Source organism: Curtobacterium sp. PhB78 (genome assembly GCF_003751685.1).
In the GTDB taxonomy this organism is placed as follows: Bacteria; Actinomycetota; Actinomycetes; order Actinomycetales; family Microbacteriaceae; genus Curtobacterium.
The window spans coordinates 420078-441960 of sequence record NZ_RKIA01000001.1 but is presented as its reverse complement, the minus strand read 5'-3'; the positions used below and the strand labels follow the sequence as shown (position 1 = coordinate 441960).

Below are 21883 nucleotides of genomic sequence, written 5' to 3'. Positions count from 1 at the left end.
TCGAGGAAGCGCACCATGACGAACGACACCACGAGCACCGAGCAGCACGCCGGCGCACGGCACCGCCACCAGGCCGGACCGGCGATCGCGATCCTCCGCGGCGGCACCGGCGACCACGTCGAGGACGTCATCGCCACCCTGGTCGAGTCCGGCGTGACGGCGATCGAGATCACCACGAACACCCCACGCTGGCGCGAGGGCATCGCGTGGGCGGTCGAGCGGTACGGTTCCGCGGCCTCCATCGGCGTCGGCACGGTGCTCGACGTCCGCCAGCTCGACGAGGCCGCTGCGGCCGGTGCCTCGTTCGCCGTCAGTCCCCACCTCGACGCCGAACTCGGCGAGCGCGCGCACGAGCGTGGCCTCGGCTGGTACCCCGGTGCCGCGACCCCGACCGAGATCGTCCACGCGTGGCGGCTCGGAGCCCGCGCGGTGAAGGTCTTCCCGGCGGCGCAGCTCGGCGGCCCCGCGTTCCTGAAGCAGGTCCTGGCACCGCTCGACTTCGTCGACGTCATCCCGACCGGGGGCATCGGGGTCGACGACGCCCCGGACTACCTGGCCGCCGGTGCGGTCGCCGTCGGACTCGGGTCCCCGCTCGTCGGCGACGCGCTGACCTCGGGCGACCTCGACGCCCTGCGGGAGCGGGCCGGCCGGCTCGTCGCGGCGCTCGACCGATGACCACCGGCGATCCCGAGCACCTGACGGGCTCCGAGCAGCCCACCGGCGAGCAGTCCGCCGGCGGCGTCGTCCTGCTGCGCGGCGGGTCGGTCCTCGGTGCGGACGGGGCCCCGGTGCGCGCCGACGTCCTCGTCACCGACGCCGTCATCCGCGCCGTCGGTGCCGACCTGGACGCCCCTGCCGACGCGCACGTGATCGACTGCGACGGACGACTGGTGCTGCCGGGCTTCGTGGACGCGCACTCGCACGCCGGGTCGCTCGTGTTCGACGAGGGCGTGCAGCTCGCGCTCCTGCGCCAGGGTGTGACCACGATCGTGACCGGACAGGACGGCGTCGGACCGGCGCCGGGTGACGGTTCGTACGCCGACACGTACTTCGCCGCCATCGACGGCCCGCACCCGACGTACCGCGGTGGCGGGGTCGACGGCCTGCTGACGACCTACGACGGAACGACCCCGATCAACGTCGCGACGCTCGTGCCCGCCGGCACGGTCCGGCACGAGGTCATGGGCTACGACCCCGGGCCGGCGGACAGCGCGCAGCTGGCCGCGATGCGGGAGCTCGTGCGCGACGGCCTCGCGGACGGTGCGGTCGGCCTGGCGACGGGGCTCGACTACGTCCCCGGCCTGTTCGCCGGCACTGCAGAGCTCGCTGCGCTCTGCACCGAGGTCGCTGCCGTCGACGGCCTCTACGTGTCACACATGCGCGGTGGTTACGAGGGGAACGCCCGCGCCGGCCTCGACGAGATCGCCGACATCGTCCGCGCGTCGGGCGTCCGCGCACACGTCTCCCACCTGCACGCGCCCGTCGACCTCGCGGTGACGGCACTGGCCGAACTCGAGGCCGAGGGCGCCCCGATGTCGTTCGACGCCTACCCGTACTCGCGCGGCTGCACGATCCTGTCGATGCTGCTGCTGCCCGCGGCCCTCGCCCGCCCCGGCACCGAGGACCTCGCCCACGCGATCGCCGACGACGAGGGTCGTGCCGCGGTCCGGGCGGCCGTGCTCGACCGCGTGCTGTCCCGCGCCGACCTCGGCACTGGCTGGGCGGAGCAGATCACGCTGTCGCACGTGCCCGCCGCCGAGTTCCACGCGCTGCAGGGCCGCACCCTCGCCGACGCCGCCGAGGCGACCGGGACGGATCCGGTGGACCTGGCCATCGACGTCCTGGTCGACTCGGCACTGCAGGTCACCGCCGTGATGCGCGTGCCCCGTCCCCGGACTGCCGACGACCTGGCGCCGCTCTTCCGACTGCCCGGGCACACGGCCGGTTCCGACGGCATCTTCGTGGGCACGCACCCGCACCCACGCGCGTACGGCACGTTCGCACGCTACCTGCAGGACTTCGCCCGCACGGGGCTCCTGACGTGGCTCGAGGCCTCGCGGCACCTGTCCGCCACTGCGGTCGAGCGACTCGGTCTCGGTCGACGGGGCGCAGTCACCGTCGGGGCGGTCGCCGACCTGGTGGTCGTGGATCCCGATCGGGTCGCGGCGCGGTCGTCCTACGACGAACCGATGCGCCTGGCCGAGGGCATCGACGACGTCCTCGTCGCCGGCGTCCCCGTGCTGGCCGAAGGCGCCCTGACGCACGCGACCCCCGGTGCCGGGCTGCGTCGCCACCCGGGTCGGATCGACCACGGGCAGGGAGCAGCGGGCACCGGGGGTCGGTGACCCAGCACGGCCGGTGACGCAGCACCGCCGGTGACGCAGCACGGTCAGCGACGCAGCACGGTGCCGCGGCTCGGTGAGGCTTCACACAGCCTGCGCCGACGTCACGAAGCGCTCGGCAGCAAAGCCACGACGTCGATCTCGACCAGGATGTTCGCCAGGTGCGACTGCACGGTGGTGCGGACCGGGTACGGCTGCGAGAAGTGCTTCGCGTACTCCTCGTTGAAGGCCGGGAAGTCGCGGTCCGAGTGCTCGAGGTGCACCGTGGACTTGACGACGTCGTCGAGGGTGGCACCGTGCTCGGCCAGGACCGCTGCGACGTTGGCCAGCACCTGCGCGGTCTGACCAGCCACGTCGTCGGCGATCGCACCCGTGGCGGGGTCCTGCGGGCCGAACCCGGCGGTGTAGATGAAGCCGTTGGCGACGATGCCCTGGCTGTAGGGCCCGGCGGGCTTCGGGGCGTTGTCGGTCACGATGGCGGTCTTCGGCGCGGTGGGGTTCGGCACGGTTGCTCCTGTGGTTCGTCGGTCGTGGGCGGACTCCAGGCTAGGCGGAAGGCCGCCTCGAGAGCCGACCACGCACCCGACCGATTCCGCATTGCAGAACGCGAGTCGGGCCTCCCGTCCGGGGTGCCGCACCGACCACCCAGGTGGAGGGCGACTACCCTGGCCGGGTGCCGTCCTCCCTGCCCGAACGCCGCCGAGCGCGCACGGGCTCGCGCCGAGCACGCGCATGAGCCGGCTCGACGGCGCGGTCACCGGGACCGCCGCGACCGGACGGCGTCGCGCACTCGACACCGTGACCTCCCTGCCGGCGTGGGCGGCCGTGCTGCTCGTCTGGACCGGCGGCCGGATCGTGTCGACGCTGTGGCTGGCACTCGCGTACCCGCTCATCGGACGGGCGATGCCGGACAACGCCATCTGGGGCAACGGGCACGGCTTCACGGCGTTCCTCACCGCCTGGGACGGCCAGTACTACGAGCAGATCTCGCTGCACGGGTACCCCGACGTGCTGCCGCTCGACGCCGTCGGCAACGTGGCGCAGAACGCCTGGGCCTTCTTGCCGGCGTTCCCGTTCACGATCCGGATGCTCACCGCCTCGACCGGGCTGCCGTTCACCATCGGTGCCCCGCTCATCTCCGTGCTGGCCGGTCTGCTGGCGACCTACCTGCTGCACCGCCTGGTCCGTGACCGTGCGGGCAACGCCGCCGCGATGTGGGCAGTCTTCTTCTTCACGTGCGGGCCGCTGTCGTTCCTGCTGCAGGTCGGGTACGCGGAGAGCATGTTCCTCGCGCTCACGTTCGGCGCGCTGCTCGCCCTGGAGCGTCGCCGGTACGGGCTGCTCACCGTGCTCGGGGTCGCCGCTGCCTTCACCCGTCCGGGTGCGTTGGCCGTCCCGCTCGTGCTCGGGGTCATCGCCCTGGTGCGGTGGGTCCGGGCTCGCCGTGAGACCGGGCGGGTGCTCGACACCTTCCCGCTCCGCGAGCAGCTGCAGGTCGTGGCCGCCGGTGCCGTGATGGTGGTGGCGGGTCTCGCGTGGCCGGTCATCGCGTCGCACGTGACCGGCACGCCGAACGCCTACCTCGAGACCGAGCTGTCGTGGTGGGTGAACTTCATCGGCCGCGTGGACTTCGTGCCCTTGTCGCCGTGGTTCCTCATCGCCGGGCGCTGGCTCGGCGTCGGCGGGGTCCTGATCGTGGTGTTCCTGCTCGTCGGGTTCCCGATCTGGCTGCTCCGCCGGTCGACGAAGCGACTCGGGTCGACGACCGTGCTGTACTCGGCCGCCTACGCGCTCTACATCTTCGCGGTGTCGCTGCCGATGGCCTCGACCCCGCGGCTGCTCATGCCCCTGGCGCCGTTGTTCGGCTCGCCGGAGCTCGTCGCGAAGCCGTGGATACGGTGGACGTTCGTCACCGCGGCGCTGGCCGGGCAGCCGGTGCTCGTCGCGGTGCTCTGGCTGCTCGGGCCTCCGTAGCGGCGACGGCGACGCCGGCAGCGGCCCGACGACAGCTCCGACTCCGAACGACGAGACCGACGTCGTACGACATCGGTCCCGTCGTTCCGCGTCGGATCGCCCCTTCCCGCCCCTACAGCTCGACGGTCCCGTGGTCCCCGGTGTCCGGCTGGCTCTGCTTGCCGAGTGCGGCCTTGAGCGTCTGCACGAGGCTGCCGACCGGGCCGGTGTCCTGCGTCCAGTACTCGACCGAGTCGCCCGACACGGTGAGGAGTCGGATCGAGGGGTCGTCGCGGCCGTCCGGGAACCAGGCCTCGGCGAACGGTGACCACAGCTCGTCGATCACGGCACTGTCCTGCGTCACCGTGGCGGTGCCGGCGATGGACAGGTAGCCGCCCTGCGACTCGATGGAGACGTTGACGTGCGGGTTCCTGGCGATGTCGTCGACCTTCTCGCTGCCGTCCTGCACCAGGAAGCGGAGGGTCCCGTTGAACGCCTTGTCCTGCACGGCAAGGGGCCGGGCGTGCAGCTGGCCGTCCTCGCTCACCGTCGTCAACAGGGCCGTGTGGGCGCCGTGGACGATGTCCGAGATGGCGGCGCGCTGGTCGGTCTGCGTGTCGGTCATGATGCTCCTTTGCGTCGTGCGCCCCACCCGTCCCGACGTTCGACCGCGGGTCCGGCGGGGCCGTACCGTTCCCGCCAGTGTGCCCCTCGACGCTGGGCGCGTCCGGCACACGGCAGCACCACCCCGACCGGGAGGCGCGCGCCGCCTCCCCCGGACACGTCCGGCCACGCAGGTGGCCGGTCCGCAGTGCCCGCACCCGGTCCGGCGCGCTCCATGCGTCCGCACACAGCGACACTCCACCAGACGATCACCGCGTGCATCGTCGGAACATGCACACGCACCGGATGCATGCGCAACGAGCGACACTCCACGAGTCGATCCGGTGGTGGATCGCCGGAAGGTGCACCCGTACGGAACGCGTCAGGCGGGCTCACGGATGGTGGTCTCGACGTCGACGACCTGCGGCACCCGCGGCATCGACGCGAAGCCGAACGCCACGGGCGGGTCGAGCGGCGCCAGGGTGCCGAGGGGCTCCCCCGCCCAGGTCCCGCGCACGCCGGTGACGTCGTGCGCCCCGGTCACGCCGTAGTACTCGCGGCGGCCGTTCCCCGCCGAGCCGGCGGTGCCGGACCCCGGAGCGACGAGCCGGGCGATCGGGTCGATCGCGGCGAGCCACCGCGGGTCGCGGGCGATCGGCTTCGGCACCACGCGCAGCACCCGGCCGAGCGGTGAGATCGTGCCGACGTCGACCGAGACCTGCAGGGCGCCGGCGTCGAGCTCCAGGCCACGGGCCGTCCGTCGCGCCCGGACGTCGACCACGGACACGGTGTCGAACCGGTAGGTGCCGGAGACGTACGCGGCGACGATCTCGTCCGGTGCGAGCAGAACGCTGGTGCCGTCGGGCAGCTCGAGGAACACGTCGGTGAACGCCCCGAACGGCGAGCGGTCCCACATCCCGACGACGATCCGGACGCCCGAGGTGGTGCCGACGCCCATGATCCGGCCGCGGAACCGGCGCTCGACGGGAGGGGTGCTGGGGCGTGACGGCATGCCGTGGACCGTACCCGGCGCGCCCGTGAGCCGGACCGACGGAGCCGACCCGCGCCTCCCGGCCGACGGGTGCGCGAAAGCGACAGATCGCCGCGAACGTTCCGCGGCGATCTGTCGCTTTCGCGGGGTAGGCCCGCCCGGCCGACCGCCTACGGGACGGGGACGGGCTCGGCGAGCAGCTCGCGGACACGGGGCGCGACCTGGGTGCCGTACAGCTCGATGGATCGCAGCATGTCCTCGTGCGGCAGACGACCGGTCGCGTACCGCATGTCGAACCGCGAGGCACCGAGGATCCGCATGTTCCGGGCGATCTTCCGCGCAACGGTCTCCGGCGACCCGACGTACAGCGAGCCACCGGCGGACAGGCCCGCGTGGTACCCGGCGACGTCGAGGGGCGGCCAGCCGCGCTCCCGGCCGAGCTGGTCGGTGACGGCCTTGTGGTACGGCCAGTACCGCTCGGCGGCTTCCTCGTCGGTCGCCGCGACGAAGCCCGGCGAGTGCATCGCGATGGGCTGCTGCGGCAGGTCGAGCTGGGCGAGCGCCTGACGGTACAGCCGCGAGAACGGGGCGAACTGCGCCGGCTGCCCGCCGATGATGGCGAGGAACAGCGGCAGGCCGTACGACGCCGCACGGATCACCGACTGCGGGGAACCGCCGACGCCGATCCAGGTGGGGATGGCGCCGTGCTCGAGCTTCGGGAAGACGTCCTGGTCGACCAGGCTCGCGCGCTTCGTGCCGGACCAGGTGACGGCGTCGCCGCCGCGCAGGGCCGCCCAGAGCTGCAGCTTCTCCTCGAACAGGACCTCGTAGTCGGAGAGCTCGTGGCCGAACAGCGGGAACGACTCCGTGAAGGAACCGCGCCCGAGGATGACCTCGGCACGGCCGTCCGAGATCGCGTCGACGGTGGCGAAGCGCTCGTAGACGCGCACGGGGTCGTCGGACGACAGCACCGTGACGGCGGAGCCCATCCGGATGCGGGAGGTCGAGGCGGCGATCGCGGCGAGGACGACCTCGGGTGCGCTCACCACGAAGTCGGCGCGGTGGTGCTCGCCGACGCCGATGAAGTCGATGCCGACCTGGTCGGCGAGGACGGCCTGGGCCACGACGTCGCGGATGCTCTGCGCGTCGGACTTGAGGCTGCCGTCAGCGAGTTCGGTGACGTCGCCGAAGGTGTCGATGCCGAGCTCCGCGCGTCCGATCCGCTCGGGTGCGGGCAGCGGGACGTCCGAGGGGCGGTCGGTGCCGAATGCGTTGCTCATGGTTCCTCCTGGTCGCACTTCCATGCGTTTGCATCAAACTATCACGATCGGGCCGCCAGGGCCAGGCCGGCGGGCCGGCACGGCCAGCGCCCGCGTGTACGGTCGCCCGCATGCCGAAGCTCCCTGACCAGACCGGACGCAGGATCGTCGTCACCGGCTCCAACAGTGGCACCGGGAAGGAAGCCGCGACCCGTCTCGCGGCCGCCGGCGCGAGCGTCGTGCTCGCCGTGCGCACGACCGCGAAGGGCGATGCCGCCGCGGCCGAGATCCGTGCAGCCCACCCGAACGCCGACGTCGAGGTGCGCGAACTCGACCTCGCGGACCTGGCGAGCGTGCGCCGCTTCGCCGACGGCATCGTCGGCGAGGACCGCCCGATCGACGTCCTGATGAACAACGCCGGGGTCATGGCGCCGCCGCAGCGCTTCGAGACGGTCGACGGGTTCGAGCTGCAGTTCGGCACGAACTTCCTCGGTCCGTTCGCGCTGACGAACCTGCTGCTGCCCTCGCTGCTGCGTGCCGAGGCACCGCGGGTCGCGACCATGTCGAGCCTCGCCGCGATCCCCGGCCGGATCCGCTTCGGCGACCTGCAGTGGGAACGCGGGTACAACGGCTGGCGCGCCTACGGCCAGTCCAAGCTCGCCGACCTGCTCCTCGCGCTGCACCTGCACCGACTGACCGTCGAGGCGGACGTCCCCCTCGTCAGCACCGCGGCGCACCCCGGCTACACCCGCACGAACCTGCAGTCGGCCGGGCGCTCGCTCGGACGCGCGAAGCCGGTGCGGCCCAGCAACCGCGCGCTCCCCTTCACGCAGGCGGTCGAGCAGGGCACCGAGCCGCTGCTCTACGCCGCGGTCGGCCCGAACGCGGTCGGTGGCGCCTACTACGGCCCGGCCGGCCCCTTCGGCCTGACCGGACCGACGACCGCCGTCTCGATCCCCGGGTCGGCACGGAGCGCCGACCTCGCCCGCTCGCTCTGGGCCGTCGCGGAGGACCTCACCGGGACGCGTCCGCCCCTCTGAGCGCGGGGCGCCGCTCGCACGGTGCGAGGGCGCTGCGGTCTGGTGCGAGGTTCCGCACTCGGTGCGGCGGACCGCGGCTCGCACTGAGTACGGAACCTCGCACGGTGCGCGGGCGCGGGGCGCGGCCGGGAGGCCCGTGGCGCGTCCGGCGCGCCGCCCGCGTCAGGCGCGGTGCAGCTCCACCGACCCCTCCAGCCGTCCGGGTTCGGTCAGGCGGGCGTGCTGCAGGACCGTGCGGTCCGGACCGATCGCCGCGGCGACGATCGACAGTGTCGTCATGTGCCCCTCGGCCTCGTGCGCGTCGCGGAGGATCGCGTCGGGGTGGTCGCTCGGCAGCGCTGCGGACTCGGCCAGGACACCGAACCAGCCGCTCCACCCGTCTCCGGCGTCGTCGCCCGCGTCCACCGTCCGGAGTTCGTCGAAGGGTCCGAGCACCGGCGGCCCGACCGGGGCGTCCGCGGCACGGAAGGCCTCGAGCCACCGCCCGATGCGCGGCGCCGCCGGGTCGTCCGGTTCGCCGTGCGTCACCATGTGCACGCCCGGGCCGAGCTCGGTCGTTCGGACCCGTGTGCCGTCCCAGGTCAGGACCGCGGCGCCGTCGGCGGTCGCCCGCACCAGGTTGAACGCGCGGGTGGTCGGCAGCGTGCCGTCGTGTCCCGGCAGCAGGTCGTCGGCGACGGCGTCGACCGGCACCACGCCGCGGGTCGTCCACCTGCCGTCGACACTCGGCACCGGTTCGCCGCGGTTGAGCACGACCGCCAGTCCGGCGCGGTCCGAGGCGGCGAGCCACGCACCGCCGGCAGCACGGTCACGCACGCCGCGGACCCCGGGGTCGCGATCGGGCCACCACGCAGCGGGCGGATCCCACGGACGCTCGGGTGACTCGTCCCGCAGGGCGAGCACGGTGACGGGCCACGCGGACCCGGGGTCGACGCGGACGACGACGGTGCACATGCCGTCGATCCTCGCACGTGCCCCCGGTAGCGTGAGCGGCGTGAACGCAGCAGCAGAGCGCACCCTGACCGTCATCGTGGGGATCACCGGGGGCATCGCCGCCTACAAGGCCGTCGGCGTGGTCCGCGACCTCGTCAAGCGCGGGCACGAGGTGCACGTCGTCCCCACCGAGGGGGCGCTGCGCTTCGTCGGACTGCCGACGCTCGAGGCACTCAGCCGCAACCCCGTCACCACGAGCGTCTGGGACGACGTCTCCGAGGTCCGCCACGTCGCCCTCGGCCGTCGCGCGGACCTGGTCGTGGTGGCCCCGGCGACCGCGGACTCCCTGGCACGGATGGCGAACGGCCTGGCGAGCGACCTGCTCGGCACGACGCTGCTCGCCACCGACGCCCCGGTCGTCGTCGCTCCGGCGATGCACCCGCAGATGTGGGAGCACCCCGCGACCCGGGCCAACGTCGCCGTCCTGCGCGAGCGGGGCGTGCACCTGGTCGGACCGGTGGTCGGCGCGCTGACGGGCGACGACGCCGGCATCGGCCGGATGGCGGAACCCGAGGACATCGTCGCCGCTGCGCTCGCCGTGCTGGACGACACGGCCGGTGCAGGCGCGGGGCGTCGCGCCGGCACCGACGGGGGGACGCAGTCCGGCGCCGGGGCCCGTGGCGAACAGGGGGACCTGTCCGGCGTCCGCGTGGTCGTCAGCGCGGGCGGCACCCGCGAGCCGTTCGACCCCGTGCGCTTCGTCGGCAACCGGTCGAGCGGTCGGCAGGGCCTGGCGATCGCCGCCGACGCAGCGGCGCGCGGCGCCGTCGTCACCGTCGTCGCCGCGAACGTCGAGGCCGGCCTGACCGCGGGCATCGACGCGACCGTCGTGCCGGTGGGGTCAGCGCTCGAGCTCGCCGAGGCCGTGCACGCCGCGGCGGTCGATGCCGACGTCGTCGTGATGACCGCTGCCGTCGCCGACTACCGGCCGGCCGAGGTCCTCGCCGAGAAGCTCAAGAAGGACGCGCAGGGCGAGCGGATGACGCTCGAGCTGGTGCGGAACCCCGACGTGCTCGCCGACCTGGTGGCGGCGCGGCGCACCGGGCAGGTCATCGTCGGGTTCGCCGCCGAGACCGAACCCGACCGCGACGCCCGCATCGCACTCGGCCGCGCGAAGATCGCCCGCAAGCCCGCCGACCTGCTCGTCGTGAACCACGTCGGCTGGTCGGCCGGGTTCGAGCGCGAGGAGAACGCGATCGAGGTCCTGGTGCCGGGCGGCGAGGTGGTCCGCGAGACCTCGGGCACGAAGGCCGAGGTGGCGGCGGCGGTCCTCGACCTCGTCGCGACCGCACTGACCTGATTCCGAGGACGGGCGAGCACGATGGGGCCATGCGACGACGTGAGCGGATCAAACGAGCCACCCGGACTGCCACCATGCTCGCGGTGCTGCTCGGCGGGGCCGGCGTCACCCACTTCCTGCAGCCGCGCCACTACGACCGGATCGTGCCGGACACCCTGCCACCGCGCCTGACGACGGTCGCCTCCGGCGTGGCCGAACTCGGCATCGCAGCCGGGCTCGCGTTCCCGGCCACACGGCGGGCCTCGGGGTGGGCGGCAGCTGCCCTGTTCGCCGCGGTCTTCCCCGCGAACGTGAAGATGGCGAACGACCTGCTCGACAGCCCGCGGTCGACCCGGGCGATGCGCCTCGTCTCCGTGCTGCGGCTCCCGCTGCAGGTCCCGCTCGTCCTGTGGGCCGTGCGCGTCGGTCGGCACGCACCGAAGCGGTGACCCAGCCGTCCTGGACCCGTGCGGCCGCACCGCTGCTGCACCGGCCGGTGACCCAGCACGCATGGGACGACATCGTCTTCGCGCACTGGCGGCACGACCCGGGCTCGCTGGCGCGACTCGTCCCGCGGGGGACGCGCCCCGACGTGGTCGACGGCAGCGCCTGGGTGGGACTGACGGCCTACGTCTTCCACGAAACGCGGGTGCCGCCGTTCCCCTCCGCCGGCCGCCTCGGCCACATGACCGAGGTCACCATCGAGGTCCTGACCGTGGACGACCAGGGCCGACGCGGGGTCGCGTACCGCACCGTGGACACCGCGAACGTGCCGGCGATCGTGGCCGCGCACGCGCTGCTCGGCGTGCCGTACACCTTCGCGCACGCCCGGTCGCGCCGCCGCGGCGAGGTCGTCGCGCACCGGTCGGTCCGGCACCCCGCACGTGCACTGCACCCGGTGCGCTGGGCGCGGTCGCTGCGGCAGGAACGCCCCTCGGGCACGGCCAGACCCCGGCACGCGGCCTCGATCCGGGTCACCGCCGGTGACGTCGTCGACACGCCCCTGGCCGCCGAACTCACCACCCGCGCCGGCATCCACGCCCGGTACCTGGCCCAGACGCTGTTCTGGCAGCGACAGCACCCGCCGCTGACCGTTCGGGCCGCGCACCTCGACCGGCTCGAGGGGGACCTGCCGGACGCCGTCGGCATGCCGGGGCTGTTCGACCGGGCACCCGACTCGCTGCTCGTCGTCGACGGCACCACGGTGCGGTACGCCTGGGGTGGGGTCGTGCGGTGAGCGACCACGCCACGGACGATGCCGCCCAGGACAGCCTCGACCGCTTCGTGCGGGCGCAGGACGGCGTGCACGACGACGCCCTCGCCGAGCTGCGGCATGGACGGAAGACCTCGCACTGGATGTGGTTCGTCTTCCCGCAGCTCGCCGGCCTCGGGCGGAGCGCCACCGCTGAGCGCTACGGCGTGCGCGGGCTCACCGAGGCCCGCGCGTACCTAGCGCACCCGGTGCTCGGGGACCGACTCCGGACCGCCGCGACCGTCGTCGCGGCGGCGCCGGCCCCGTCGGCCGAGGCGCTGCTCGGTGGGACGGACGCCCTGAAGCTCCGGTCCTCGATGACGCTGTTCGCCCGGGCGGCGACCGACCCGGAGCCCTTCGCGGCGGTGCTCGACCGGTGGTACGACGGGGCGGAAGACCCGGTCACCGTCCGGCTGCTGGACGCGGGCGAGCGAGCGACCGGTGACACGCGCTGAGCCGAGCGGAACGCCGGTCTCATATCAGGTACGGTGATCGGTGCGCGTGCACTGACCGCGCCCCGATCGAAGGAGAACCCATGCCGGTCCCCCGCAGCGCCCCGACCGAGCACCAACTACTCCGCGACACCGTCCGGCACAAGATCCACGACGCGATCATGGACGGCACGCTCGTCCCCGGCGAGCGGCTCAACGACGACGAGCTCATCGCCTGGCTCGGCGTCTCCCGCACCCCGATCCGCGAGGCGCTGAGCCAGCTCTCCCGCGCCGGCCTCATCGAGATGGCGCCGAACCGGTACACGCGCGTCACGACACCCCAGCCCACCGAGGTGATCGAGGCGATGCAGACCCTCGGGGTGCTGTTCGGCGGCGTCGTCCGCCTCGCGGTCCCGCGCCTCGGAGCCGGCGCTCGGAAGAAGATCCTCACGCAGATCGACAAGACGATCGCCGAGCTCGAGTCGCACGACGTCCCCGCGGTCAACCACGACGCGCTCGACGTGTTCGCGCTCTACGTCGCCGAGTGCGGCAACGAGAACCTGCAGCGCGTGTGCCGCGACACCATGGACGGTCTGGCCTTCCGCCTGCGCCTGCCGAACCTCGACGAGCTGGTCGATTGGGACCGCATGACCGCGGACTTCCGTCGGCTGCGCACCGCGACCGAGTCCGGCGACAACGTCGCCGCCGAGCTCGCGACCGAGGCGATCCACCAGCTGCCGGGCGAGAAGCACTGAGTCCGGCTGTACCCCCGTACAGGAACCCGCCCGTCTCGCGCACGCGAGGCGGGCGGTCCGCGTTCCACGGGCCTCCCGGACACCCCGTCCGGACCCGCGACCGACGCGCACGACGCTCCCAGACTGCGGATCCGGCGAGCCGATAGCATCGCTGGCGACCACCCGATCGCCCACCCGGAGCAGCACATGAGTCCTCGATCGACGGACCGTACCGAGGTCGCCGCACGTCTGGCCGCGGCGGTCGGACGGATCAACCGGCGAGCACGGACGGACTCGGCCTCGCTCGGGTACGGGATCGTGTCCGCACTCGCCACCATCCAGCGCGAAGGACCCCTGCGCCCGGGCGACCTGTCGCGGATCGAGGTCGTCACGAAGCCCACGATGACCCGCATCCTGACCGAGCTCGAACAGCGCGGCTTCATCGAGCGCGAAGCGGACCCGAGGGACGGCCGCGCCTTCATGGTCTCGGCCACCGACGAGGGCATCGCGGCGGTTGAACGAGCACGATCGGACCGCACCGGGATCGTCGCCGAGCTCATCGCCGAGCTCGGCGAGTCCGACGTCACCGCGATCGCCGGAGCGCTCGACGCCCTCGAGCGCGTCGCCCAGGGCGACCGCACCCAGGAACCTCACACGTTCTAGGTCCGAACCGGCCGTTACCGAACCGTTACCAACGGGTGGACGGACGGTTCTGCCAGCGATCCTGGACGCGTCATCCAGTCTGACGAGTCATCGTGTCGGCTTCGCCCGACGGCGGCCTCCCCAGGGCCGGTCGCGGCGGACGGACGGGCCCCACACCACCGTCCGGTCCTCCCCGGTTCGCCGGACTCCCCCTGCTGCGCGCACCTCGACGCGCGCAGCATCGCTCACCGTCCCCGACGTGCCGCGCAGCCCGGAGTCCCGCACCACGAACCGCCCGACCACCGGAACCGATGCCAGGACACACCCCCGACCTCCCCACCACCACCGCCTCGACCCGACGTGAGGCCCTGAACTCCCCCAGCCGGCGTGTGCGCCGCGCCCTCCGCCACCGTGCGCTCCGACACCGTGCGACGTTGATCGTCGGCGGCGCCGCGGTCCTCGCCGTCGCCGGCGGTGCCCTCACGATCGGCACCCAGCCGGCCATCGGCGAAGCGCTCGGCATGCCGACCGGTACCGCGAGTGCGTCCGCGACGGCCCAGCCCGCCCTGCGCGGCACCGCCCTCGACCGTGCCCAGGCAGCGGCGACCATCTCGACCGCGAAGACCGTGATGACGACGGCGAACACCAAGACCGACACGGCCTCGCTCGAGCAGCACATCGACGCGCTCAGTGACTACCCGGAGCTGTCCGGCGCCGCGCTCACGACGCGCATCTCGTCGACCGTCGAGTCGACCGCGCACGTCGCGCAGGCCAGCGCCACGCAGGACAAGCGCGACGTCGACGCGAAGGCGGCCGCCGTCGCGAAGGCCGCCGCCGAGAAGCGGGCCGCCGCAGCAGCAGCGGAGGCCGCACAGAAGCTGGCGGCGGGCAACACCGTCGCAGGCGCCAAGGCGACGGCGACCTCGCTGGCGTCGTCCGAGTACGGCTGGGGCTCCGACCAGTTCCAGTGCCTCGACAACCTGTGGACCAAGGAGTCCGGCTGGAACTACCAGGCCGTCAACGCCAACGGCGGGGCGACCGGCATCCCGCAGGCGCTGCCCGGTTCGAAGATGGCGACCATCGGCTCCGACTGGCAGACCAACGCCACGACCCAGATCAAGTGGGGCCTGCAGTACATCAGTGCCGCGTACGGCACCCCGTGCTCGGCGTGGGCGCACTCGCAGGCGAGCAACTTCTACTGAGCGGCGTGGGCCGGCCACCTGCTGGCCCACGCGCCTGCACATCGAACGGCCCCGGGTACCGCCCGGGGCCGTTCGTCCTGTAGGCATGCCGGGTGACGACGATCGGACTGCGCCGGATGGCGCCCCGCGACCCCGCCGAGGGACACCGTGCCGCGAGCCCCCTGGAACTGCTGTTCGACCTGGTGTTCGTCGTCGCGGTGGGCTTCGCCGCCACCAACCTGCACGAGATCGAGACCGAGGGGCACGTCAGTTCCGCGGTGGTGGCGTACGCCATGGTGTTCTTCGCCATCTGGTGGGCGTGGCTGAACTTCAGCTGGTTCGCGACCTCGTTCGACACCGACGACTGGCTGTACCGCGTCACGACGTTCGTGCAGATGGCCGGCGTGCTCGTGCTCGCCGCCGGGGTGCACGCCGCCATGACCGAGGGCGACTTCACGGTCCCGGTGATCGGCTACGTCGTGATGCGCCTGGCGATGGTGGCGCAGTGGCTCCGCGTCGCCGTCTCGTCCCCGCGGTACCGCCGCACCGCACTCCGGTACGCCGTGGGCATCGTCGTCGTGCAGGTGCTCTGGGTCGGCATGCTCGCGCTGCCGCAGGGATCGACGGCGTGGGCGTTCCCCGTTCTCGTCCTGCTCGAGGTCCTCGTCCCGCCGATCGCCGAGGGCGCGGGCGAGACGACGCCGTGGCACACGCACCACATCGCCGAGCGGTACGCGCTGTTCACCCTCATCGTGCTCGGCGAAGGACTCGTCGCCTCGGCGAACGCGGTCATCGACGGCATCGCCCAGGCCGACCACCTCGCGTCGCTGCTCGTCCTGGCCGCCGCCGGGCTCGTCATCGTCGCCGGACTGTGGTGGATCTACTTCTCGCGTGAGCAGCACGACCACATCCGGAGCCTGCCGAGCGCGCTCGTGTTCGGCTACGGCCACTACTTCGTCTTCGCCGCTGCGGGTGCACTGCCGGCCGGGATCGAGGTCGCGGTCAGCGCGGACGCGGGCGAGGCCGACCTGTCGCACGCCACGGTCGCGGCGACCGTGGCCGTCCCGGTCGCGCTGTTCGTGCTCGCGATCTGGGCGCTCGCACTCCGGCCGTCGCTGTCCGCCGGGTGGAACGCGATCGTCGTCGTGTTCGCCGTCGCGATCCTCGTGACGATCGCGGTGCCCGATGTCTCCCTCGTCGCGACCGCGCTGCTCGTCGCCGCGATCGTCGTGGTGCTCGAGGTCGCCAAGCGGCGGCCGGGGATGCGCCGCGTGCGCTGAGGACGCGACCGGGGGTCGGACGGGAGGCCCGTGGCGGTGCCGCCACGGGCCTCCCGTCCGCCGTCGCCGAAGCGACAGAATCCTGCGAACGGTTCACGGGATTCTGTCGCTTCAGCGGGACGGTCCGTGCACGGTGACGGGACTGTGTCGCGTTGACGAGCCGGGTTCACCCCACCCGCGCGACCCGCACGTCGACCCGCGTGAGCGCCAGGCCGTGCGCCGACGCCGTCGTCAGGGCGACGTCGTGCACGGCGCGGGCGACCTCGGGCGCGGGGCGGTGTCCGTCGGTGCCGATGACGACCCGCAGGACGCCGTCGTCGACCACGACGCGGGCGGGGGCCGTGCTGGACGCCATGCCGCGGACGGCGCTGACCGTGCTGGCCACGGTCGGGCGGGCACGGTAGAGGTCGGCGACGCCGGGGACGTCGACCACGGCCTGTTCGACCACGGCGAGGGTGTCGTCGGTGGTGCTCATCGGGTCCCCTCGGTGTCGATCTCGGTGCCGGTGTCGGTGTGCGGGTCGTCGGCGTCGGGCTGCGGTTCGAGCAGGTCGCGGACCACCACGTCGATCGACTCGACGACCAGGTCGGTCTGCTCGGCGAGCGCCTGGGCGACCCCGGTCCGGACCAGGTCCGCCGTCGCGACGATCGACGGACCCGACATGATCGCGACCTCGACGACCACGCGGATCGGTGCGGCGAGTTCGGTGACGTCGCCCTCGAGCCGGCACCGGGCGACGAGGACGCCGGGAACACCGTCGCCGGTCCGGCGGATGAGCGATCGGATGGCTCCCTCGGTCATCACCGGGCGCTCCGACTCGGACTGCGCGCGGAGTGGGACGTCCCGTCCGGAGCGGGACTCCAACGAGATGTTGGCGAGCACGCCGCCGATCCACGACTCGTCGGCCGGGGCCTCGTCGCGGGCGGCGGCCTCGAGGGAGCCGAGCGACGCGTGCCGCACCCGCAGGATCGCCGCGAGGGCGTTCTGGCACGCGGGTGAGCCGTCGATGCTGGGGTCCGGCGGCTGCATGCCGGCGTCCAGGTAGTCGGCGAGCTCGTCGATGGAGTGGCCGTCGAGGTCGTCGAGTTCGAGTGCGTCGAGGTCGCTCATCGCCATCCCTCCATGAGTCGGATCATGTTCTTCCTCGCTCGGGACAGGAGTCCGCGGACCGTCGAGGGCGGCAGGTCGAGTTCTGCGGCGATGTCGTCGTAGCTGTACTCGAGCACCTCCTTCATGATCCAGCAGCGTCGTTGGGCTTCGGGCAGTTCAGCGAGCGCCGTCTCCGCCGCTTCCTCACGCGAGCGGGCCTCGGCGACCCGGTCGGGGGCGTCGTCGGCGGGTGCGGCGACCTCGAGTTCGGTGACGTCGTCGTGGAACCGTCGGGCCCGGATGCGGTCCAGGCACTTCCGGCTGAGGATCCGCATCAGCCAGGACTTCACCTTGGCGTGGTCCTCGAGCCGGTCCAGGCGGTCCCACGCGGTGATGAAGGTCTCCTGCACGACGTCGTCGAGTTCGTCGGTCGATCCCAGGGTCCGACGGGCGTAGGCGCGCAGGAGCGGTGTGTAGCGGCGGATCAGGACCTCGAAGGCCCGGACGTCGCCATCGGACGACCGGCCGGCGAGGACCGCGTCGTCGAGCTCGGCGAGGGACTGGTGGTGCACGCTTTCCTTCTACTGGTGGTGGATGGTGTTCCGCTGGACGCGCTTGCGGACGGGGACGACCCGCAGCGGGCCGACCGGTCGGGAGCTGAGCGAACGGATCCGGGCCTGCACCAACCCGTGCGTCGGTGCGTGCCTGCCATGTGAGGTCAGGCGGACGGCAACGATGTCGTCGTCGAGCATGGGAACTCCTCGGTCGGACCACCGGGCATGGTCCCTCACCGGTGTGACGCACCGAACCGGCGGATCGTCACACTTCTCGTCACACTTGCGCCAGAGTTGTGGCATGTCGCTCGTCACCGCCGTCTGCCGCGTCGACCGCCTGCTACCCGACTCCGGCACGATCGGCGTCACCGCCATCGACAAGCGTCCGGTCGACGGCAGGGTCCGGGTCCGACCGCTCGGGCTGTACGCCGACGTCCAAGCCGACCGGAAGCATCACGGCGGCGAGGACCAGGCCGTGTACGCCTACGCCGACGAGGACGCCGCGTACTTCGCCGCGTCGCTGGAGCGCGAGATCCCGCCGGGCCTGTTCGGCGAGAACCTGCGGACGACGGGTGTCGACGTCACCGGGGCCGTGACGGGCGAGCGGTGGCGCATCGGCGAGACGCTGGAGCTCGAGGTGACGATCCCGCGGATCCCGTGCGGCACGTTCGCGCGCCGGATGGGCGTCGACAAGTGGGTCCGGCGGTTCACCGAGGAAGGCCGTCCGGGCGCGTACCTGCGGGTCGTGAAGTCTGGCCCGGTGGCAGCAGGCGACCCGGTCGTCGTGACGTACCGGCCGGAGCACGGCGTGACGATCGGCGAGGTCTTCGCGGGGCTGACCCCCGAGCGTGCCCGTGCCGTGCTCGAGTCCGGGGAGCGACTCGCGCCGAAGGTCGTCCGCGACGTCTCGAAGGTGCTCGCCCGGTCCTCGGCAGCCGCCAGCTCCTCGGCAGCCGCCAGCTCCTGATCAGTCGCCGCGCGTCGGGTCGAGGGGCCGCTTCGCTCGGGGCAACCCGGCGACGACCAGGTCGTAGGCGTTCGCGACGAGGTCCTCGACCAGGGTCTCGTCGATGCCGTCACCGGGAGCGAGCGTGATCCAGTGCCGCTTGTTCATGTGCCACCCCGGTGTGATCTCGGCGTGGTCGCGGACGAGTGCTGCCCCGTGCGGTGGCGCGCACTTCAGGTTGACGATCGGCACACCACGGAGCTCGCTCGTCATGACGAACATCTTGTCGACGACCTTGTAGACCAGGGCGCCCTCGCCGAAGGGCTCGGTCTCGAACACCGCGGGCAGGCCCATCGCGGTGCGACTCGCGATCTCGTGCAACTGCGCGCCGTCCATGCACCCAGCATGCCCCAGACGCCCGACACCGCGGCTCGCGGACCGGACCTGTTCGGGGGCATGTCATGAGCGTCGTTCACATCGTAGGATCAGGTCGCCGCGTACCCGACGCGGCGGTCGCTCCGGCGATCACCCACTCGTTCCAGGGGGAACCCGTGCGCATCATCCGTACCCTCGGCATCGCCGCCGCCACCGCAGTCCTCGCCACCACCGTCGTCGTCGGTGGGGCCTCGACCGCGCAGGCCGCCCCGAAGACCTACGCCAACTGCACCGCGGTGCACAAGGTGTACTCGGGCGGCATCGCGAAGAATTCCGTCACGAAGAACAAGGTGGTCTCCGGCGGCAAGACCACGACCCGTGCGCTCAAGGGCACGGTGAAGAAGGACGACGCCCTGTACAAGGCGAACGCGAAGCTCGACCGCGACAAGGACGGCATCGCCTGCGAGAAGAGCTGAGGCGCTGACGCGCTGACGCACCGAACCGCTGACCCTCGAACGCCCCGTCGATCCGGCGGGGCGTTCAGAGCGTCGGGACGCCCTCGTGCCCGGACCTCGGGCGGGCGGTCCCGGCGACCCCGGTGACGACCGACCCCGCGGGGACGTCCTTCGTCACCACGGTGTTCGCACCGACGACGGAGTCCTGCCCGATGCTGATCGCCCCGATGAGGGACGATCCCGCGCCGAGCACGACGCGGTCGCCGACGACCGGATGCCGGCGGGCCCCTGGGCCGTGGTCGCCACCGCGCCCGCCCAGGGTCACCCCGTGGAACAGCACGACGTCGTCCCCGATCACCGCGGTCTCCCCGATCACGACGCCCATGCCGTGGTCGATGAAGAACCGACGGCCGATGCGGGCGCCAGGGTGGATCTCGATGCCCGTCACCGACCGTGCTGCCTGGCCGATGACCCGTGCGACGAACCGCGATCCGGGCAGGCCCCTGGCGAGCCAGAGCCGGTGCGTCACGCGGTAGGTCCAGATGGCGTGCAGCCCGGAGTAGACGATCGCGTTCTCGAGGTCACCACGGGCGGCGGGGTCGCCGCGGCGTGCTGCGGCCAGGTCCTCCCGGACCGTCCGCAGCACGCCTCGTCGGACGGAACGACTCACGCAGTGAGTCCCTCGAAGAGCACCGTCGACAGGTAGCGCTCCCCGGTGTCGCAGACGATCGCGACGACGCGCTTGCCGGCGTTCTCGGGTCGCGCTGCGATCTCGAGCGCGGCGTGGATGATCGCGCCGGACGAGATGCCGGCGAGGATGCCCTCGTCGGTCGCGAGCGCCCGCGCCACACGCAGGGCGTCGTCGAGCTCGACGTCGAACACCTCGTCGATGACGGACTGGTCGAGGACCTCGGGGATGAAGTTCGCACCGATGCCCGCGATCTTGTGCGGTCCGGCCTTGCCCTCGGTCAGGAGCGGGGAGTCCTTCGGCTCGACCGCGACGATCTGCACGCCGGGCACGCGCTCCTTGAGCACCTGGCCGACACCCGTGATCGTGCCACCGGTCCCGACGCCGGCGACGAACACGTCGACGTGCTCCTCGGTGTCGCGCAGGATCTCCTCAGCGGTGGTCTTCCGGTGGATCGCGGCGTTCGCGGCGGTCTCGAACTGGTGGGCGAGGATCGCGCCGGGCGTCTCGTCGACGATCGCGGCGGCGCGTTCGACCGCGCCCTTCATGCCCTCGGGACCGGGGGTGAGCACGATCTCGGCACCGTAGGCGCGCATCACTGCACGACGCTCGACGCTCATCGTCTCCGGCATCGTGATGATCACCTTGTACCCGCGGGCCGCACCGACGAGCGCGAGGGCGATGCCGGTGTTGCCCGACGACCCCTCGACGATGGTGCCGCCCGGCTGCAGGTCGCCGGACTGCTCGGCCGCGTCGATGATCGCGACGCCGAGGCGGTCCTTCACGCTGGCGCCGGGGTTGTAGAACTCGAGCTTGGCCAGCACCTCGGCGCCGCCCGCCTTCGGCAGCCGGTTCAGCTTGACGAGCGGGGTGTTGCCGAACGCCTGGGAGATGTTGTCGTAGATCGTGCCGCTCATCCGGTCCGTCCTCATCGGGTCAGGTCGCGCATCGCTCTTCCTGGAGGCGCGGTGTGCGCCCGATCCTAGCGACCGGACCCCAGGTGGTCCTGTCCACGGCGTCGGGCCCCCGTTGCCGTGTGGCCCACCTGGGCGTACGGTGCCGGGCAACGACGAGGAGGTCGCCATGTCCAAGCTGCAGCAACCCGAGGTCGCACCGCCCGTGGTCGACCGTGCCGCGTTCGACGAGGCACTCGCCACCCAGGTCCGCGACGAGAAGGAACTCACCCGGCACGGCGACCGTGTGTCCGCTGCCCGCCGACGACTCCCGATGGTCCAGGTGGAGGACTACGAGTTCCAGGGCGCCGACGGCCCGGTCCGGCTCTCCGAGCTGTTCGACGGCCGCTACCTGCTCCTCGTGCAGAACGTGATGTTCGCGCCCGACTGGGACGACGGCTGCCCGAGCTGCACCTGGGCCGTGGACAACCTGCCGGCGAACACGGGTCGGCTCGACGACGAGGGCATCGCGTTCGCCATGGTCTCGCAGGCTCCGATCGAGAAGCTCGAGCGCTGGCGGGAGCTGCGCGGCTGGCCGCACCGGTGGGTGTCGTCGGGTGCCACGAGCTACCACGACGACTGGGGGTGGACCCTGCACCACGACGACTACGACGGTCCGGTGCCGGGCTACTCGTACTACCTGCTGCGCGACGGCGTGCCCTACCTGACGTACGCCACCGGATCGCGTGGGACCGAGGCGATCCTGCCCGTCGCGCACATCATGGACCGCACCGCGTACGGCCGCCAGCAGGACTGGGAGGACAGCCCCGAGGGCTGGCCGCAGTACCCCACCTACGGCTGACTCCGGCGCTCCATCTCGATTGGTCCGCAGCTTGTGGACCT

Annotated in this window: 27 protein-coding genes; 15 read left to right on the top strand and 12 right to left on the bottom strand. The window is 72.6% G+C overall.

Annotation, left to right across the window (positions count from 1 at the left end; translation table 11 throughout):
- Positions 1–15 precede the first annotated feature (15 nt).
- Both EDF53_RS02220 and EDF53_RS02215 read left to right on the top strand, forming a co-directional pair.
- The gene (locus tag EDF53_RS02220; RefSeq protein ID WP_123292032.1) at positions 16–675 is read left to right on the top strand and encodes a bifunctional 4-hydroxy-2-oxoglutarate aldolase/2-dehydro-3-deoxy-phosphogluconate aldolase; all 660 of its coding nucleotides are present in this window, start codon (positions 16–18) and stop codon (positions 673–675) included.
- Positions 672–2345 carry an amidohydrolase family protein gene (locus EDF53_RS02215; RefSeq protein ID WP_123292031.1) on the top strand — a complete coding sequence of 558 codons (1674 nt, stop codon included), beginning with the start codon at positions 672–674 and terminating at the stop codon, positions 2343–2345. The genes EDF53_RS02220 and EDF53_RS02215 overlap by 4 nt, the downstream gene beginning before the upstream one ends.
- A gap of 101 nt (positions 2346–2446) precedes the next feature.
- Here EDF53_RS02215 and EDF53_RS19595 read toward each other — a convergent pair whose 3' ends face one another.
- Positions 2447–2848: a RidA family protein gene (locus EDF53_RS19595; RefSeq protein ID WP_260215188.1), complete on the bottom strand. Its 402-nt coding sequence runs from the start codon at positions 2846–2848 to the stop codon at positions 2447–2449.
- A gap of 226 nt (positions 2849–3074) precedes the next feature.
- Here EDF53_RS19595 and EDF53_RS02205 point away from each other — a divergent pair, with 226 nt between their 5' ends.
- On the top strand, positions 3075–4316 hold the full coding sequence (locus tag EDF53_RS02205) for a hypothetical protein (RefSeq protein WP_123292029.1): 1242 nt from the start codon (positions 3075–3077) through the stop codon (positions 4314–4316).
- 112 nt (positions 4317–4428) lie between these two features.
- Here EDF53_RS02205 and EDF53_RS02200 read toward each other — a convergent pair whose 3' ends face one another.
- The 3 genes from EDF53_RS02200 to EDF53_RS02190 form a co-directional block, all read right to left on the bottom strand.
- Entirely contained in the window at positions 4429–4920 is a 492-nt protein-coding gene (locus tag EDF53_RS02200; protein ID WP_123292028.1) for a pyridoxamine 5'-phosphate oxidase family protein, read from the bottom strand.
- Between the two features lie 360 nt (positions 4921–5280).
- The gene (locus EDF53_RS02195) at positions 5281–5910 is read right to left on the bottom strand and encodes a hypothetical protein (RefSeq protein WP_123292027.1); all 630 of its coding nucleotides are present in this window, start codon (positions 5908–5910) and stop codon (positions 5281–5283) included.
- A 149-nt stretch (positions 5911–6059) separates the two neighbouring features.
- Complete coding sequence (locus tag EDF53_RS02190) at positions 6060–7169, bottom strand: LLM class flavin-dependent oxidoreductase (RefSeq protein WP_260215187.1); 1110 nt, start codon at positions 7167–7169, stop codon at positions 6060–6062.
- Between the two features lie 110 nt (positions 7170–7279).
- Here EDF53_RS02190 and EDF53_RS02185 point away from each other — a divergent pair, with 110 nt between their 5' ends.
- The gene (locus EDF53_RS02185) at positions 7280–8188 is read left to right on the top strand and encodes an SDR family oxidoreductase (protein WP_123292026.1); all 909 of its coding nucleotides are present in this window, start codon (positions 7280–7282) and stop codon (positions 8186–8188) included.
- A gap of 162 nt (positions 8189–8350) precedes the next feature.
- Here the strand turns inward: EDF53_RS02185 and EDF53_RS02180 are convergent, their stop codons facing one another.
- Positions 8351–9142, bottom strand: a complete 792-nt coding sequence (locus EDF53_RS02180; RefSeq protein WP_185020909.1) for an NRDE family protein — start codon at positions 9140–9142, stop codon at positions 8351–8353.
- Positions 9143–9206: 64 nt separating this feature from the next.
- Between EDF53_RS02180 and EDF53_RS02175 the strand changes: the two genes are divergently transcribed.
- The 8 genes from EDF53_RS02175 (at position 9207) to EDF53_RS02140 (ending at position 15980) form a co-directional block, all read left to right on the top strand.
- Positions 9207–10481, top strand: a complete 1275-nt coding sequence (locus tag EDF53_RS02175) for a phosphopantothenate--cysteine ligase family flavoprotein (RefSeq protein WP_123292330.1) — start codon at positions 9207–9209, stop codon at positions 10479–10481.
- Between the two features lie 29 nt (positions 10482–10510).
- Positions 10511–10909 carry a hypothetical protein gene (locus EDF53_RS02170; RefSeq protein WP_123292024.1) on the top strand — a complete coding sequence of 133 codons (399 nt, stop codon included), beginning with the start codon at positions 10511–10513 and terminating at the stop codon, positions 10907–10909.
- Positions 10906–11697 (top strand): YqjF family protein, encoded by a 792-nt coding sequence (locus tag EDF53_RS02165; protein ID WP_185020908.1) that lies wholly within the window; start codon positions 10906–10908, stop codon positions 11695–11697. Before EDF53_RS02170 ends, EDF53_RS02165 begins: the two co-directional genes overlap by 4 nt.
- Positions 11694–12167, top strand: coding sequence for a DUF1810 domain-containing protein (locus tag EDF53_RS02160; protein WP_123292022.1), 474 nt, complete (start codon positions 11694–11696; stop codon positions 12165–12167). The genes EDF53_RS02165 and EDF53_RS02160 overlap by 4 nt, the downstream gene beginning before the upstream one ends.
- Before the next feature lie 80 nt (positions 12168–12247).
- Positions 12248–12898, top strand: coding sequence for a GntR family transcriptional regulator (locus EDF53_RS02155; RefSeq protein ID WP_123292021.1), 651 nt, complete (start codon positions 12248–12250; stop codon positions 12896–12898).
- A 186-nt stretch (positions 12899–13084) separates the two neighbouring features.
- Positions 13085–13540, top strand: coding sequence for a MarR family winged helix-turn-helix transcriptional regulator (locus tag EDF53_RS02150; RefSeq protein ID WP_111084361.1), 456 nt, complete (start codon positions 13085–13087; stop codon positions 13538–13540).
- 290 nt (positions 13541–13830) lie between these two features.
- On the top strand, positions 13831–14721 hold the full coding sequence (locus EDF53_RS02145; RefSeq protein WP_123292020.1) for a phospholipase: 891 nt from the start codon (positions 13831–13833) through the stop codon (positions 14719–14721).
- A 92-nt stretch (positions 14722–14813) separates the two neighbouring features.
- On the top strand, positions 14814–15980 hold the full coding sequence (locus tag EDF53_RS02140) for a low temperature requirement protein A (protein ID WP_123292019.1): 1167 nt from the start codon (positions 14814–14816) through the stop codon (positions 15978–15980).
- A 166-nt stretch (positions 15981–16146) separates the two neighbouring features.
- On the opposite strand, the gene EDF53_RS02135 is transcribed toward EDF53_RS02140, so the two are convergent.
- The 4 genes from EDF53_RS02135 to EDF53_RS19135 are packed head-to-tail and all read right to left on the bottom strand — an operon-like array spanning position 16147 to position 17821.
- Positions 16147–16455: a hypothetical protein gene (locus EDF53_RS02135; protein ID WP_123292018.1), complete on the bottom strand. Its 309-nt coding sequence runs from the start codon at positions 16453–16455 to the stop codon at positions 16147–16149.
- On the bottom strand, positions 16452–17090 hold the full coding sequence (locus EDF53_RS02130) for a hypothetical protein (protein WP_148058249.1): 639 nt from the start codon (positions 17088–17090) through the stop codon (positions 16452–16454). Before EDF53_RS02130 ends, EDF53_RS02135 begins: the two co-directional genes overlap by 4 nt.
- Positions 17087–17641 carry an RNA polymerase sigma factor gene (locus tag EDF53_RS02125; protein ID WP_111084365.1) on the bottom strand — a complete coding sequence of 185 codons (555 nt, stop codon included), beginning with the start codon at positions 17639–17641 and terminating at the stop codon, positions 17087–17089. Before EDF53_RS02125 ends, EDF53_RS02130 begins: the two co-directional genes overlap by 4 nt.
- A gap of 9 nt (positions 17642–17650) precedes the next feature.
- Positions 17651–17821, bottom strand: a complete 171-nt coding sequence (locus EDF53_RS19135; protein ID WP_165901117.1) for a hypothetical protein — start codon at positions 17819–17821, stop codon at positions 17651–17653.
- Between the two features lie 103 nt (positions 17822–17924).
- Here EDF53_RS19135 and EDF53_RS02120 point away from each other — a divergent pair, with 103 nt between their 5' ends.
- The gene (locus tag EDF53_RS02120; RefSeq protein ID WP_123292016.1) at positions 17925–18590 is read left to right on the top strand and encodes an MOSC domain-containing protein; all 666 of its coding nucleotides are present in this window, start codon (positions 17925–17927) and stop codon (positions 18588–18590) included.
- Here the strand turns inward: EDF53_RS02120 and EDF53_RS02115 are convergent, their stop codons facing one another.
- Positions 18591–18965, bottom strand: coding sequence for an MmcQ/YjbR family DNA-binding protein (locus EDF53_RS02115; RefSeq protein WP_123292015.1), 375 nt, complete (start codon positions 18963–18965; stop codon positions 18591–18593).
- 155 nt (positions 18966–19120) lie between these two features.
- Here EDF53_RS02115 and EDF53_RS02110 point away from each other — a divergent pair, with 155 nt between their 5' ends.
- Positions 19121–19420, top strand: coding sequence for an excalibur calcium-binding domain-containing protein (locus tag EDF53_RS02110; RefSeq protein WP_260215186.1), 300 nt, complete (start codon positions 19121–19123; stop codon positions 19418–19420).
- Between the two features lie 64 nt (positions 19421–19484).
- Here EDF53_RS02110 and epsC read toward each other — a convergent pair whose 3' ends face one another.
- Positions 19485–20069 (bottom strand): serine O-acetyltransferase EpsC, encoded by a 585-nt coding sequence (gene epsC / locus EDF53_RS02105; RefSeq protein WP_243692431.1) that lies wholly within the window; start codon positions 20067–20069, stop codon positions 19485–19487.
- A complete protein-coding gene (gene cysK / locus EDF53_RS02100; protein WP_123292013.1) occupies positions 20066–21004 on the bottom strand; it encodes a cysteine synthase A in 939 nt (312 codons plus the stop codon). The genes epsC and cysK overlap by 4 nt, the downstream gene beginning before the upstream one ends.
- A gap of 166 nt (positions 21005–21170) precedes the next feature.
- On the opposite strand from cysK, the gene EDF53_RS02095 reads away from it, so the two are divergent.
- Complete coding sequence (locus EDF53_RS02095) at positions 21171–21842, top strand: DUF899 family protein (protein WP_123292329.1); 672 nt, start codon at positions 21171–21173, stop codon at positions 21840–21842.
- The last annotated feature ends 41 nt before the right edge of the window (positions 21843–21883 follow it).

What these genes read in the sequence shown, in the direction of transcription:
- EDF53_RS02220 (WP_123292032.1), top strand. Translation starts at nt 16, where the DNA reads ATGACGAACGACACCACGAGCACCGAGCAGCACGCCGGCGCACGGCAC.
- EDF53_RS02215 (WP_123292031.1), top strand. Translation starts at nt 672, where the DNA reads ATGACCACCGGCGATCCCGAGCACCTGACGGGCTCCGAGCAGCCCACC.
- EDF53_RS02205 (WP_123292029.1), top strand. Translation starts at nt 3,075, where the DNA reads ATGAGCCGGCTCGACGGCGCGGTCACCGGGACCGCCGCGACCGGACGG.
- EDF53_RS02200 (WP_123292028.1), bottom strand. Translation starts at nt 4,920, where the DNA reads ATGACCGACACGCAGACCGACCAGCGCGCCGCCATCTCGGACATCGTC.
- EDF53_RS02195 (WP_123292027.1), bottom strand. Translation starts at nt 5,910, where the DNA reads ATGCCGTCACGCCCCAGCACCCCTCCCGTCGAGCGCCGGTTCCGCGGC.
- EDF53_RS02190 (WP_260215187.1), bottom strand. Translation starts at nt 7,169, where the DNA reads ATGAGCAACGCATTCGGCACCGACCGCCCCTCGGACGTCCCGCTGCCC.
- EDF53_RS02185 (WP_123292026.1), top strand. Translation starts at nt 7,280, where the DNA reads ATGCCGAAGCTCCCTGACCAGACCGGACGCAGGATCGTCGTCACCGGC.
- EDF53_RS02180 (WP_185020909.1), bottom strand. Translation starts at nt 9,142, where the DNA reads ATGTGCACCGTCGTCGTCCGCGTCGACCCCGGGTCCGCGTGGCCCGTC.
- EDF53_RS02170 (WP_123292024.1), top strand. Translation starts at nt 10,511, where the DNA reads ATGCGACGACGTGAGCGGATCAAACGAGCCACCCGGACTGCCACCATG.
- EDF53_RS02155 (WP_123292021.1), top strand. Translation starts at nt 12,248, where the DNA reads ATGCCGGTCCCCCGCAGCGCCCCGACCGAGCACCAACTACTCCGCGAC.
- EDF53_RS02150 (WP_111084361.1), top strand. Translation starts at nt 13,085, where the DNA reads ATGAGTCCTCGATCGACGGACCGTACCGAGGTCGCCGCACGTCTGGCC.
- EDF53_RS02145 (WP_123292020.1), top strand. Translation starts at nt 13,831, where the DNA reads ATGCCAGGACACACCCCCGACCTCCCCACCACCACCGCCTCGACCCGA.
- EDF53_RS02135 (WP_123292018.1), bottom strand. Translation starts at nt 16,455, where the DNA reads ATGAGCACCACCGACGACACCCTCGCCGTGGTCGAACAGGCCGTGGTC.
- EDF53_RS02130 (WP_148058249.1), bottom strand. Translation starts at nt 17,090, where the DNA reads ATGAGCGACCTCGACGCACTCGAACTCGACGACCTCGACGGCCACTCC.
- EDF53_RS19135 (WP_165901117.1), bottom strand. Translation starts at nt 17,821, where the DNA reads ATGCTCGACGACGACATCGTTGCCGTCCGCCTGACCTCACATGGCAGG.
- EDF53_RS02120 (WP_123292016.1), top strand. Translation starts at nt 17,925, where the DNA reads ATGTCGCTCGTCACCGCCGTCTGCCGCGTCGACCGCCTGCTACCCGAC.
- EDF53_RS02115 (WP_123292015.1), bottom strand. Translation starts at nt 18,965, where the DNA reads ATGGACGGCGCGCAGTTGCACGAGATCGCGAGTCGCACCGCGATGGGC.
- cysK (WP_123292013.1), bottom strand. Translation starts at nt 21,004, where the DNA reads ATGAGCGGCACGATCTACGACAACATCTCCCAGGCGTTCGGCAACACC.
- EDF53_RS02095 (WP_123292329.1), top strand. Translation starts at nt 21,171, where the DNA reads ATGTCCAAGCTGCAGCAACCCGAGGTCGCACCGCCCGTGGTCGACCGT.